The following is a 12,891-nucleotide window of genomic DNA, read 5'->3' on the forward strand; positions in this document are numbered from 1 at the left end:
AAAAGACGGACCGGCTGCGTCCGGTCTGTTATTCGTCCGAAGCGCGCTTGAAGAACGCCAGCGCCGCGCCGAACAGCGTCAGGTTCTGGAGGAACGACGTGAGCTCCTCGTCGCGGGCGTCGTCGTCGACGGCCCAGAAGTCGTGCATCGTCGGCGTGACGCCGGCGAAGAACGCCGCGATGCTCGCGGAGGCGAGCCGGGGAAGCTTCCAGAACCCGACGCCGAGACTCCCGCCGAGAAGCAGGCCGGTCGCCGCGGGAACGAGTCGGTCCGCCTCGGGGACGCCTTTCGCCTCCGCGTAGGCGATGCGGCCGTCGAGGTCGGTCAGGTTGCGAATCGCCAGAATCGCGAGGCCGCTCGCGAAGAGGGCGCGGGCGAGCCGAGATGGCGTGCTGCGTTCGGATTCGTCGGTGTCTGTCATCACCGTTTGAAAGCGGATTGCTAATTATAAGCGCTCTGGTTACAGACCGCCCGGTATGCTTTTCATCGTTCGGCGCTCAGTCCGCCGACTTCGGCCGCTCTCGCGTCGCGGACACCGCGGGCGCGCACGGCTGCGTCGGCTTCGCCCGGCACCACCATTATGTTCTCTTGGCGTTATCTACCATCGCGTATGGACTCATCTCGTGACGCGCCGCGTTCACTCTCGAAACCGGCGTCTATCGCCGTTCTCTACGTCGGCGGCGGTTCCGACTTCGCGGCGCGCTTGGAACGCGAGCGCGAGCGCTTTACGGTCCATACCGAGTCGGACCCGCGGGCCGCACTCGACCGGGTTCGGGGCGGTGACGCGGCGTTCGACTGCGTCGTCTGCGACTACGACCTGCCCGCCCTCGGCGGCCTCGACGTGCTGGACCGCGTCCGCGCCGAGTTCCCCGAACTACCGTTTATCCTCGTTACCGAACAGAGCGACGACGAGGTCGCGAACGAGGCGATTTCGGCGGGCGCGACCGACCACTTTCGCAGGCGCGACGACGCGGCCCGACACCAACTCCTCGCCGCCCGCATCGAGAACGCCGCCGAGCGCGCCCGAACCTCGCGGGCGCTCGAATGGGGGCTCACGGCCGTCGAGACCGCGCGCGACGCCGTCTGCATCCTCGACGAAGACGGGACGGTCGAGTACGCGAACGCGGCCTCTGCGACGCTGTTGGGCTCCGACCGCGAGGGCCTCGTCGGTCGCAGGTGGGGGTCGTTCGTCCCCGACGACGAACTGCAACCGACCTGCGACGCGATACTGTCCGAAGCCCGCGAGGGGCGCTGGTCGGGCCGGTCGTCGCTCGTCNCGTCCCCGACGACGAACTGCAACCGACCTGCGACGCGATACTGTCCGAAGCCCGCGAGGGGCGCTGGTCGGGCCGGTCGTCGCTCGTCCGCGGGGACGGCGACCGCATCGAGGTGGAGCACACGCTCACGTCCACGAGCGACGGGGCGCTCGTCTGGACGGCGTCGCGCAGCGACACGCTCGAAGAGCGCCTGTCGCGTCGGGAGCGGGCGATGGACGAAGCGCCAATCGGCATCGTGCTCACCGACCCCAGCCAAACCGACAACCCCATCGTCTACGTCAACGACGAGTTCACCACCCTCACCGGGTACAGCCGCGACGAGGTCCTCGGGCGGAACTGTCGGTTCTTGCAGGGCGAAGCGACCGACGAGGACGCCGTCGCTGAACTGCGGGCGGCGGTCGACGAGCGCGAGGCCGTGACGACCGAGCTACTGAACTACCGCAAGGACGGCACCGAGTTCTGGAACCGCGTGCGCATCGCGCCCCTGTTCGACGACGACGGCGTAATCGACTTCTTCGTCGGCTTTCAGGACGACATCACGCCGCGGAAGACGTACGAGGAGCTCCTGCGGTCGAACACCGCGCGGCTCGAAGCCCTGTTCGAACACTCACCAGACCTCGTCGTCGTCCACACCGATGACGGCAGCATCCGAGACGTGAACCAACGGATGTGCGAGGAGTTGGGGTACAGCGAGGCGGAGCTCGTCGGCAAGACCGTCTGGGAGCTCGACCCCACGTCCGACCCGGAGCGGTCGCGGTCGTTCTGGGCCGGCCTGCCGCCGAACGAACCCACCCGGTTCGAAGGTGCGCTCGAACGCCGCGACGGCACGACGTTCCCGACCGAAGTGCATCTCATCGAGCTCAACGTCGACGGCGAGGACCTGTTCGTCGCGATGATTCGAGACATCAGCGAGCAGAAGCAACGGGAGGCCGAACTCGTCGAGCAAAACGAGCGACTCGACCGGTTTGCGAGCGTCGTGAGCCACGACCTCCGCAACCCGCTGCAAGTCGCGATGGGTCGGCTCGAACTGCTCGCAGACGACTGCGACAGCGACCACATCGACGATATCAGCCGGGCGCTGGACCGCATGGACGACCTCATCAGCGACCTGCTCGTCCTCGCCCACGACGGAAACGACGCCATGGATATCCAATCGGTCCCGCTGTCCGACCTCGCGCGGACGTGCTGGCGGAACGTGATGACCGGCGACGCCACGCTCACCGTCGAGACCGAACTGGTCCTCGACGCCAACCCCGAGCAACTCCAACAACTCCTCGAAAACCTGTTTCGGAACGCCGTGGAACACGGTTCCACGGGCAACCAGACTGCGTCTGGTGACGCCGTCGAGCACGGCTCGACGGGCAGCCGGACTCCGTCCGACGGCGGCGTGGCCGTCACCGTCGGTGAGACCGACCGCGGGTTCTACGTCGAAGACGACGGTGTGGGCATCGACCCGGCGGACCGCGACACCGTGTTCGAGGCGGGCTACACCACGTCGGCGCAGGGGACCGGCTTCGGCCTGAACATCGTCTCGCAGGTCGCGGCCGCACACGACTGGGAGGTGCGGGTCACGGAGGGCACCGAGGGCGGTGCGCGGTTCGAGTTCCGCGTCGAGTGAGCGACCGACTCAGGCGTCGTCGTCCCCGAGGTCGAACTGCTCGTTCTCGGAGACCGCGTTGAGGACAACGCTCGTGTTCGACTCGCGAATCGGTGCCTCGCTCAACAGCGCCTTGATTTGGCGGTTCATGTCGTCGGTGTTCTTGAACTTCCCGACCGCGAGCACGTCGTAGTCGCCGGTGACCTCGTACACCGAGACCATCTGCGGTTCGTCTGCGAGCAGTTCGGTGACTTCCGCGAGGGCGCTGCCCTCGACTTTGAGGTGCATGACCGCGGTCACGTCGTAGCCGAGCGCGTCGTAGTCGACGCGGGGCGTGTAGCCCTCGATGATGCCCTCGTCTTCGAGGTCTCGCAGGTGGTTCGAGACGGTCGTCACCGACACGTCGAGCTCTTCGGCGAGGCTCCGAAGGCTGCGTCGCCCGTCTTCGAGGAGTGCGTTGATGAGGTCGGAATCGAGGTTCTCGTAGGTCATCTCCGGAACTTTTGCGTGTGATTGTCATTAATCTCCCGGTCTAAATTGACGATTCGGTGAATCGCCGCCCAGTCGGGTACGGAAACAATAGGTCGAACGTGACGGTCGAATTGCGTTTGTCGTGCGCCCGCCTCGTCGCACCCGGCCGTTTTCGAGCGGACGTGCGATAAACGAATATCTCACACTTTCCTCTCACCCGTTCACAATACGAAAATAGCGAATAATTATTTATGTTACTCAGGACTGAGTGAGTCTGAGGAAACACAATGGCAGCAAGGGACACTGGAAACGGAGATGCGGCAGACGAGACGACTCGGGAGACACGACGCGGCATCGAGCGGCGCGACGTTCTCAAATCGGGAATCAGCCTCGCGGCGATAGCTGGGGTCGCGGGCTGTCTCGGGGGCGGGTCGGACGACGAGACCACCACGACGACCGCCGCGGATGACGGCGGCGGCGACTCGGAGACCACCGGCGAGACGACCGAAAGCGGCGGGTCGGAGGGCGAGACGACGAACGTCGCAATCGTCTCCAGTCCGGCCGGCTTCGGCGACCAAGCGTTCAACGACCTCGCGCTGCAAGGGCTTCAGACGGCGGCCGAGGAGTACGACATCGAGATTCAGCAGGTCGAGGAGACGAACCAGTCGAACTACCAGACGGTTCAGTCTCGACTCGCCGAGAGCACGAACCCCGACTACGACCTCGTCGTACTGGTCAGCTACAACCACACGCAGGCGCTCCAGACGAACGCCGAGGCGTACCCGGACCAGAACTGGATGTTGATTAACGACTCCATCGACCAGCCGAACGTCGCGGGGTACACGTGGGCGAACCACCAGATGTCGTTCCAGGCGGGCGTGCTGGCGGGGACGATGACGACCCGCGAACTCTCCTACGAGGGGAACTCGCTCGACCCGGACTCGTCGACCGTCGGGTTCGTCGGCGGCGTCGACGGCTCGCTCATCAACGCCTTCGAGCGCTCCTACCGGGCGGGCGTCGAGTGGGTCGACGAGAACCTCGACGTCACCGTCGGCTACATCGGGAACTACACCGACACCCAGACCGCGAACAACATCGCCACCTCGCAGTACGACGCCGGCGCGGACATCGTCTACCACGCCGCGGCGGCGGCGGGGCAGGGCGTGTTCCAAGCGGCCCAGGACGCAAATCGCTTCGCCATCGGCGTCGACGCGGACCAGTCGGTCACGCTCCCCGAGTACCAAGACGTCATCATGGGCTCTGCGGTGAAATACATCAACGAGGGGACCTACGAGGTCGCGGAGGCCACCGTGCAGGACAACTGGTCGGCGGTGCAGGGCTCGAACATCCTCGGTCTCGAAGAGGAGGCCGTCCGCGTCGTCTTAGGGCAGGCGGTCGGCGGCGAACTTCCGGACGTGGTCACGGAGAACCTCGAAGCGGCGAGAGAGGCCATCATCAACGGCGACGTCACCGTGCCGTGTAGCGCCAGCGGCTGCTAGCGACGCAGCCATGGCACCACCTCGCAGGCTTTTTCCAGATAGCGTAGACCCCAACCCATGACAGACACGACCGCACCAGCAGTTCAGCTCACGGACATCACGAAACGCTTCGGCGACGTCGTCGCCAACGACAGCGTCGACCTCACCCTCGACCGCGGGTCGATTCACGCCGTCATCGGTGAGAACGGCGCGGGCAAGACGACGCTGATGAACGTCCTGTACGGCCTGTACGACCCGAACGAGGGGACCATCGCCATCGACGGCGAACCCCGTTCGTTCGACTCGCCCAGAGACGCCATCGCGGCGGGCATCGGGATGATTCACCAGCACTTCCAGCTCGTCGACAACATGACAGTCCTCCAGAACATCGTGCTCGGTCACGAGCCCTCGACGCGGGGCCTCGTCGACGAGCAGGCGGCCCGCCGCCGCGTCACCGAAATCTGCGACACCTACGGCTTTTCCGTCGACGAGCATCTCGACACGCCAATCGAAGAGCTCGGACTCGGCATCCAACAGCACGTCGAAATCGTCAAGAGCCTCTATCGAGGTGCCGACACGCTCATCCTCGACGAGCCGACGGCCGTGTTGACGCCCCAAGAAGTCGAGGGGCTGTTCGACGTGATGGAGGCGCTCACCGCCGACGGGCGGTCGCTCATCTTCATCACCCACAAGCTGGACGAGGCGATGCACGCCGCCGACGACATCACCGTCCTCAGAGACGGGAGCGCCGTCGGGACGGTCGACGCGGCGGCGACCTCACAGAACGAACTCGCCCGCATGATGGTCGGCCGCGAGGTGCTGTTCGACGTCGACTCGCGGGGCGGACCCCCCGGCGAGGTCGCGCTCACCGTCGACGGCGTGACAGTCCGCGACGAGCGCGGGCTCGAACAGGTCCGCGACGTGAGCCTCTCGGTTCGCGAAGGGGAGATTCTCGGCATCGCCGGCGTCGAGGGCAACGGCCAACAGGAGCTCATCGAGGCCATCACCGGGATGCGAACCCCGGAGCGGGGCACGGTCTCGCTCCAAGGGCGCGACATCACCGAGCTGTCCCGTCGACGCCGCATCGAAGACGGCATCTCGTACGTCCCCGGCGACCGGCTCGAAGAAGGCCTCGTCCAGGACTACTCGCTCGTCAGAAACGCGCTTTTGAGCAACCAGACGATGGACGCCTTTTCGGACGGGCTCTTCCTCGACTGGGGGCGAATCGGTGACCACGCCGACGAGATAATCGACGCGTACGACGTGCGCCCGCGGAACCCCGAGGCGACCGCGAAATCGCTCTCCGGCGGCAACCAACAGAAGTTCATCGTCGGCCGCGAACTCGAACGCGACCCGTCGGTGCTCGTCGCGGCCCATCCGACCCGCGGCGTCGACATCGGCTCTATCGAGTTCATTCACCAGCGGTTCCAGGACATGCGGGCGGAGGGCGTCGCCATCCTCCTCGTCTCGTCGAAGCTCGACGAGGTTCAGAAGCTCTCTGACCGCACGGCAGTCATGTACGAGGGGTCGGTCGTCGACACCGTCGACCCCGACGACGTGACCGAAGAGGAACTCGGCCTGCTGATGGCCGGCCGGGCTCGGGACGGCACCGAACGCGCGGCTCGCGGCGCGGAGGGTGACGCGTGAGCGACGCTGCGACCGGCGTCCGGTCTCTCGCGGACCGCATCGCCGCCCGGATGCTCGACGCCTCGGTGCTCGAACGCGTCGTCATCGCGCTCGTCGCGACCGCGCTCGCGTTGCTCATCGGCGCGGTCATCGTCGCCGCCTCGGGGTACGACGCCGTCGAGTTCGTCTCGTCGCTCGTCTACGGCGCGGTCGGGAACGTCTCGAACCTCGCGTTCATGCTCCGGCAGTCGTCGATGCTGATTCTGACGGGCGTCGCGGTCGCGGTTGCGTTCCGCGCGGGCGTGTTCAACATCGGCGTGCAGGGCCAGTTCGTCGTCGGCGGCTTCGCGGCCACCCTCGGCATCCTGTTCGCCGCGCCGCTGCTCCCGAACTCGCCGGTCTCCGCGATTCCGCTGTTGGCGCTGGCCACGCTGTTGGCGCTGGCGGCCGGCGGCGCGTACGGGGCGCTCCCGGGCGTGATGAAGGCGTACGCCGGTGCGAACGAGGTCATCACGACCATCATGCTGAACTTCATCGCCTCGGGGGTCGTCTACTTCCTGCTCGACGCGTATCTCCGCCCGGAAGGGGCGGCCGCGCCGAACACCGAACAGTTCCCCGACTACGTCGGACTGCCCGGACTCGTCTTCGAGAGCCCGTCGTTTTCGATTCTCGGACTCGGCGTGGCGCTCCTGACGGTCGTCGTCGTCTATCTGGTGATGGACCGGACCGGTTTCGGCTACGACCTCGTCACGAGCGGCTACCAAGAGCCGGCGGCCAAATACTCCGGCGTCGATCCCAAGCGGATGATCGTCCGGACGATGACCATCTCCGGGATGATCGCCGGCCTCGCCGGCGCACTGTTTGCGATTATGATTCTCGGCTATTACAGCGACCCCAACACGTTCCCCACGTTCGGCTTCGACGCCATCGCCGTGAGCCTCCTCGCGGCGAACAACCCGCTCGGCGTGATTCCCGCCGGCCTGCTGTTCGGCGGCCTCGACGCCGGCGGCCAGTACATCGGCTTCACGCTCGACGTGCCGAGCGAACTCGTCGACGGCGTCATCGGCCTCATCGTCCTGTTCGTCGCCGCGCCGGAGCTGTTCCGCGCGGCGGGGCAGTACACCTCGCTCGGAGGTGACCGCGAATGAGCACCGCTCGCGCGCTTCTCGACGACCGCCGGACGCTATTGGGCGTCCTCGGCGCGCTCGTCGCCGTCATCGCGCTCCTGCTTTTCGTCGACCTCCCGGGGTCTGACCTCGTGACGGTCGGCGCGCTCGAACGCGCCTTGCAGGCGGCGACGCCCATCGCGCTCGCGGCCATCGGCGGCCTGTACGCCGAGAAAAGCGGCGTGTTCAACATCGGGCTGGAGGGGTTCATGATATTCGGCGCGCTCGTCGGTGCCGCGGTCGCGTGGCTCCTCGCCGGCGACGGGAGTATCACGCAGGCACACCTCTGGGTGGCCTTCGTCGCGGTCGCGGTCGTCTCCGGCGTGCTGGCGACGCTGTTTGCCGTCCTGTTGATTCGGTACGAGGCCAACCAAATCGTCGCCGGCCTCGCCGTCTGGTTCATCGGCCTCGGCTTCGGGCCGTTCGCCGCCACCGTGCTGTGGGGCGGCGTCTCCAGCCCCTCGCTGCCGAACGTCGACGCGGTGTCCGTGCCCGTCCTCGCAGAGATTCCGGTCCTCGGACGGCTGTTCTTCGACGCCTCGCCGCTGGTCTTGCTGACCATCGTGGTCGCCGTCGCGGCCTGGGTCGTCCTGTTTCGGACGCGCTACGGCTACTGGGTCCAGGCGGCCGGCGAGAACCCGGAGGCGCTCGACACCGCCGGCATCGACGTCAACCGCGTCCGCTACGCGACCGTCATCTTCTCCGGCGTCATGGCCGGCTTGGGCGGCGCGGTCCTGTCAATCGGCATCGGCAGCGGGTTCACCGGCACCGGCGTGACGATGGTCGACGGCCGCGGCTGGATTGCCATCGTCGCGTATCTCTTCGGCAACTACAACCCCCTCGGGACGTACGGCGCGTCGCTCCTGTTCGGGGCGATGGATATGCTCCAGATTCAACTGCAAACCATCGGCATCTCGCTGCCGGGGAGCATCACCGGACTGTTCCCCTACGTCGCCGTGCTCGTGGTCCTCGTCGGCGTCGGCTACACGCGCGTGCCGTCGGCGGTCGGCGAGTCCTACGACACCGAAGAATGACATCCTCCCCGGCGCGAACGCCGGGGTTTCCTCTCGCTGGGGGTATCGCTTACCGACCCACGGAGGCAACTTGCGGGTTCGTGCGCTCCTCGTTGGAACAAGAGCGTGGTGACTCTGACCAGTCGTGGTCGTTCCACTTGAGGCGCACGGGCCGTGCCATCGGCCGTGCTACGTCGGCCTGCCGTTGACGAGACACAGCGTGTCTCGTTCGCCAATCAAAACGTTCTGAGTTCTGATGACGTCTCAGGAACGTTTCGGACGCTGTGAGGTCTGCGTGGCCCTCGAAACCGCACGGGCACGTCAGCGTGTCGCGGTGGCGTGTCGTCCGATCTGTTGAACCGCAGTTCGGACACTCTTGAGAGGTCCATGCTTCCGAACGAACCTCCACCAAGATACCATACTCCTCGGCGGTACAGGCGAGTCGGTTGATGAACTGCTGGAACGCCCAAAAGTTGTGCGTCTTCGCGTTCGCTTCGACCGACCAATGCGTGTCGAGTACGTCTGTGAGTGCCCCGACGTACACCGTGGAGACGCCTTCGTCGTGCAACCGTTCTATGAGGTCACGTGCGAGTGCGTCTTGGGCGTGGTCGCGTCGGCGCGTCCGACGGCGGTACAACGAGCGTATCCGATGACTGCTGTACCTGCCGTCGTCCAAGAGCGATTGGAGACGAGCGATTTCTCGCGTCGTCTCGCGGAACCGCTCGAACAGGTCGCACCCCTCGTACAGCAGTTGCGTGCCGGTCGTGGTCGTGCAGGCGACGAGGTTGTTCGCACCAATATCCAGAGCGGCGGTTTCGTCCGCCAGTGGGTGTGCCAGCCGAGAATTGTCTACGGTGACTGGCTGAAAGGCCCTGAACGTCTGTGCAGTCTCGTCCCAGAACAACTCCAACCGGCCTTGCTTGTCGTACTCTTTCCAGTTGGGTTCGCCCCGAACTTCGAGCCGAAGCCTCTCGCGGTATCCAAGACCGTACTCCTCTTTCAGGTCTTGGCCGACGAGGATTTCGAGCCGGGAGTATTCGCCCCACTCGACAGAGTACGACGTGTTCCGAATGTACGTTCGGAGTTCGCGGCCGTCCTCGGCGTTGCCCCAGTATCCGGGCTTGCCGTTTGCTTCGCCCTTCTTTTGGAGCGCGAAGAACGACCGCCACGCTTCGCGGTTCTTCCGTTCGATTTGCTGAACGGTCGAAGCCCCGAGCGTGCCGCCGTAGCGCCCGCGATACTCGCTGATGTCCCATACGTCCGCGTCGGAGTCGGCGTAGTGTTCGCGGCGCTCGTAGTTGATCTCGTTCCAGAGAGCGGCAGAAGCGTCCAATAGGCGTCGAAGCAACACCTCGTCCGCGTCGGACAGAGGAACCACCTCGAAGGTGTTGGTCCGCTTCATCAACTTCTGGTTCGTGCGCCACATTGATAAACCAATGGTTAATCAATGGTGACATGGCAACGACGGTTCAAATCGAGATAGAGGATGACGAACAGTACGAGCGGTTACGGGCGATTAAGCGGCACAACGGGCTGACGTGGAAGGGGATGTTGCTCCACGCGGCGGAGAACTTGGATACCCCGGACTGAGCATTGTCGGCGGTTGTGTCCCTGTTGTCGGATTCACGCCCGCCGTGAACGGCGGGACTCTCTCCTTGATTCAGGTAGGGTAGCCCCCCTCGCGGGGCCGCCTTCGAACCGACGCCGCCGGCCGCGTCGCTCGTAGTCCTGTCGCCAACGAACAGTTCAATTATCGTTCGCCTCGAAAGGCGGGGTAGTGACCACCGATGAACCAACCGTCCGCGAACGGCTGAAAACGTTCGGCTTCTCCGACAAAGAGGCCGACACCTACATCGCGCTCTTGGGACAGGGCGAGGCCAAGGCGAGCGAACTCGCCCAGCGGGCCGGCGTGTCCAAGCGCTACGTCTACAACGTTCTCGGAAGCTTCGAGGACCGCGGGCTCGTCGAGGTCAACGACCACGAGACGCCGACGACGATTCGCGCCGTCGACCCCGCGGTCGTCATCAGACGGCTCTCCGACCAGCTGTCCTCGCTCGAAACGCAGCTCGAATCCATCCACAATCCCGACCCCGGCGAGGACCGACGCTACGAGGTCATCAAGTCAAAATCCACCGTGAAAAAGCGCATCGCGTCGCTGGTTCGACAGGCCGAAAACGAGGTCAACGTGTCGGTGCCGGCGTCGCTGCTGCCGGACCTCGCACCCGAGTTGGAGGCCGCCGTCGACCGGGGGGTGCTCACGCTCGTCCTCGCCAACGGCCACGGCGACGAGGCCGTCTCGGAGTCGACGCTGAAGGGACTCGGCAGCGTCGTCCGCTACTGGGCCGACGGCGGCCCGATGCTCGTTTGCGTCGACCGGCGACACGGGCTGTTCTCCCCGCCGGAGTTCGTCATGGGACGGGGGTCGGACCACCAGGCGATCAGCTTCACCGAAGACCGTCTCTCCCCCGCGCTCGTGGGGTCGTTTCTCGGTAACTACTGGCCGCTCGCCGAGGAGATTTACCTCCACGAACCGGACGAGCTTCCGGCGACGTACGACCGCTTCCGACACGCGATTTTCGCGGCGACCCGCTATCTGAAACGCGGCTACACGCTCGTCGCGGAAATCGAACTCAGACCGGCGGACTCGAACGAGGCGTTCGAAACCCGGTTCGGGACGATTACCGACGTCACCCAGGGGCTCGTGAAACCGACGACGAACTCGATTCCCATCGAGAACGCCTTCCTCATCGACGACGGCACCGAACAGTTGAGCGTCGGCGGCCCCGGCGCGATTGTCGAGCCCTACGAGGCCAGACGCGTGACGCTCGACGTCGTCGAATCGTCCGGCCAGTCGGTCCCGGAACTCATCGCCCGCTCTGACGCCCTCAACCGATGACGGTCGCCGTCCGCCGCTTGCCCCTCAGTACGTCGAATTCACAAGCGCTCTCCCCGAACTCCGCGCATGGTCTGTGACCCGTTTCTGAGCGTCGAGATGAAGACGACGCTCGCGTTCATGTTCCTCGGGCTCACGTCGTGGTACTTGGCGCAGCGATATCTGAACAACGGGTTCGTCGAACTCGTCGCGCTGTTCGGTGTGGGGGTCGTGCTTCCCACGCTGATCAACGAACTGCGTCAGCGGTCGCGGACGGAGTGAGTCGCGTCTGAAAACATCCGTATCATGATAAAAGACGCCTCAAATACGGACACGAACACCGATTCGTGAGCGTAACGCGATTAGCAGAAAGCCGATATATACATAGATAGGTGTCGGAAACGAACGCGTTGAATATCAACCAAACACCTAACGTATCGGTTCGAGTTGCAGAAAAAAGTCAGATATGGCATGCAGATTCGTCTATATAGATTCTACCCACAGTCGATAACGAATCGAACATGAATTCGAACAACCCGACTCACCGCTCTCGGCGTTTCGCCGCCGAGAAACTGTCTGTTCCCGGTGAGTTAAACGGTGGTTCTCTGCGTGCGTTGCGGTCTATCCCCACTCCAGATTCAACGTGGCCGCCCGGTTTGCGAACTCCTCGTCGTCGATTTCGCCGCGCGCGTACTGCGCCCGGAGGTCCCGCATGGCGCTGTCGGCTTCCTTCGGTGGCGTCGTCTCGGTACTCGCCGCCCGGACGCGACTGACGTACACGAGACTCACTCCCGCGAGTGCGAGAAGCAGGAGGACTCCGGCCGCGAGCCACCACAGCCCCATGCCGCCGGTGGCTGTCGCGCCCCCCGCGGCGACCCCGTGGCCGCCGTGGGGACCCATCGGTCCGTGTCCACCCCACTGGAGTACGACGGTCGCCATTTCGCTCATCTTTCTCACCTCTATGTAGTAGTTCACTCACGGACCGTATCAACTCACGCCGTGATTATCGCTCGCTGGGAACGCCCCTGTCCGGCCGTCCGAATCGCTATCGAACAGGCACCCTCCGTCGCGTCCTCTCGTTTCGTGCGCTGTGAATCAGCCGTCGACGACGTTCTCGAGGACGACCGCTCCGGCGAGGTACACCGGAAGCAGATACAGAATCGCCATCACGGGGAGCACGATGAACATCGGCGTGTGGCCGTCGCCCGTCTCGTACACCCGTGCGGCCAACAGAACGACTATCAATCCGAGGAACAGGTCCGTCCGGTCCATGTGCACCCGTGGGCGAGCAGTCTGTTAGTTGTGGTGTGTCCGGGACCGCCGTGTTCCGACTCACGAGAGACGCGTCGCCATTCGCGGTTCGTCGGGGCGCGAATTGAACGCCGAGTGAC

At 65.0% G+C, this 12,891-nt stretch carries 12 protein-coding genes and 1 pseudogene; 8 read left to right on the forward strand and 5 right to left on the reverse strand.

The genetic code is table 11. The features are described 5' to 3' along the window. Positions 1-28: 28 nt before the first annotated feature. The gene (locus C458_RS09060; RefSeq protein ID WP_004041912.1) at positions 29-421 is read right to left on the reverse strand and encodes a DoxX family membrane protein; all 393 of its coding nucleotides are present in this window, start codon (positions 419-421) and stop codon (positions 29-31) included. A 189-nt stretch (positions 422-610) separates the two neighbouring features. Between C458_RS09060 and C458_RS09065 the strand changes: the two are divergent. Beyond that, a pseudogene (locus C458_RS09065) lies at positions 611-2,895 on the forward strand (PAS domain S-box protein). A gap of 9 nt (positions 2,896-2,904) precedes the next feature. Here C458_RS09065 and lrp read toward each other — a convergent pair. After that, positions 2,905-3,366 carry an HTH-type transcriptional regulator Lrp gene (lrp, locus tag C458_RS09070; RefSeq protein ID WP_004041915.1) on the reverse strand — a complete coding sequence of 154 codons (462 nt, stop codon included), beginning with the start codon at positions 3,364-3,366 and terminating at the stop codon, positions 2,905-2,907. A 266-nt stretch (positions 3,367-3,632) separates the two neighbouring features. Between lrp and C458_RS09075 the strand changes: the two genes are divergently transcribed. The 4 genes from C458_RS09075 to C458_RS09090 are packed head-to-tail and all read left to right on the forward strand — an operon-like array spanning position 3,633 to position 8,649. Further along, positions 3,633-4,844, forward strand: coding sequence for a BMP family protein (locus C458_RS09075; RefSeq protein WP_006601174.1), 1,212 nt, complete (start codon positions 3,633-3,635; stop codon positions 4,842-4,844). 57 nt (positions 4,845-4,901) lie between these two features. Then, entirely contained in the window at positions 4,902-6,470 is a 1,569-nt protein-coding gene (locus C458_RS09080; protein WP_008575086.1) for an ABC transporter ATP-binding protein, read from the forward strand. After that, a complete protein-coding gene (locus C458_RS09085) occupies positions 6,467-7,597 on the forward strand; it encodes an ABC transporter permease (protein WP_008575087.1) in 1,131 nt (376 codons plus the stop codon). The genes C458_RS09080 and C458_RS09085 overlap by 4 nt, the downstream gene beginning before the upstream one ends. Beyond that, positions 7,594-8,649 carry an ABC transporter permease gene (locus C458_RS09090; protein WP_008575088.1) on the forward strand — a complete coding sequence of 352 codons (1,056 nt, stop codon included), beginning with the start codon at positions 7,594-7,596 and terminating at the stop codon, positions 8,647-8,649. The genes C458_RS09085 and C458_RS09090 overlap by 4 nt, the downstream gene beginning before the upstream one ends. 49 nt (positions 8,650-8,698) lie before the next feature. Here the strand turns inward: C458_RS09090 and C458_RS09095 are convergent, their stop codons facing one another. Further along, complete coding sequence (locus C458_RS09095; protein ID WP_008575091.1) at positions 8,699-10,030, reverse strand: IS200/IS605 family transposase; 1,332 nt, start codon at positions 10,028-10,030, stop codon at positions 8,699-8,701. A gap of 53 nt (positions 10,031-10,083) precedes the next feature. On the opposite strand from C458_RS09095, the gene C458_RS18800 reads away from it, so the two are divergent. From C458_RS18800 to C458_RS09105, 3 genes are all read left to right on the forward strand, one after another. After that, positions 10,084-10,218 (forward strand): hypothetical protein, encoded by a 135-nt coding sequence (locus C458_RS18800; protein WP_007276028.1) that lies wholly within the window; start codon positions 10,084-10,086, stop codon positions 10,216-10,218. Positions 10,219-10,405: 187 nt separating this feature from the next. Further along, positions 10,406-11,524: a TrmB family transcriptional regulator sugar-binding domain-containing protein gene (locus tag C458_RS09100; RefSeq protein WP_008575095.1), complete on the forward strand. Its 1,119-nt coding sequence runs from the start codon at positions 10,406-10,408 to the stop codon at positions 11,522-11,524. 66 nt (positions 11,525-11,590) lie between these two features. Next, positions 11,591-11,782, forward strand: a complete 192-nt coding sequence (locus C458_RS09105) for a hypothetical protein (protein WP_008575097.1) — start codon at positions 11,591-11,593, stop codon at positions 11,780-11,782. Positions 11,783-12,121: 339 nt separating this feature from the next. On the opposite strand, the gene C458_RS09110 is transcribed toward C458_RS09105, so the two are convergent. Together C458_RS09110 and C458_RS18450 are read right to left on the reverse strand one after the other, a co-directional pair. Then, entirely contained in the window at positions 12,122-12,448 is a 327-nt protein-coding gene (locus C458_RS09110) for an SHOCT domain-containing protein (protein ID WP_239638740.1), read from the reverse strand. A gap of 147 nt (positions 12,449-12,595) precedes the next feature. Next, complete coding sequence (locus C458_RS18450) at positions 12,596-12,772, reverse strand: hypothetical protein (RefSeq protein ID WP_008575099.1); 177 nt, start codon at positions 12,770-12,772, stop codon at positions 12,596-12,598. Positions 12,773-12,891: the final 119 nt, after the last annotated feature.

The organism is Haloferax sp. ATCC BAA-644, from assembly GCF_000336975.1.
Classification (GTDB): Archaea; Halobacteriota; Halobacteria; order Halobacteriales; family Haloferacaceae; genus Haloferax; species Haloferax volcanii.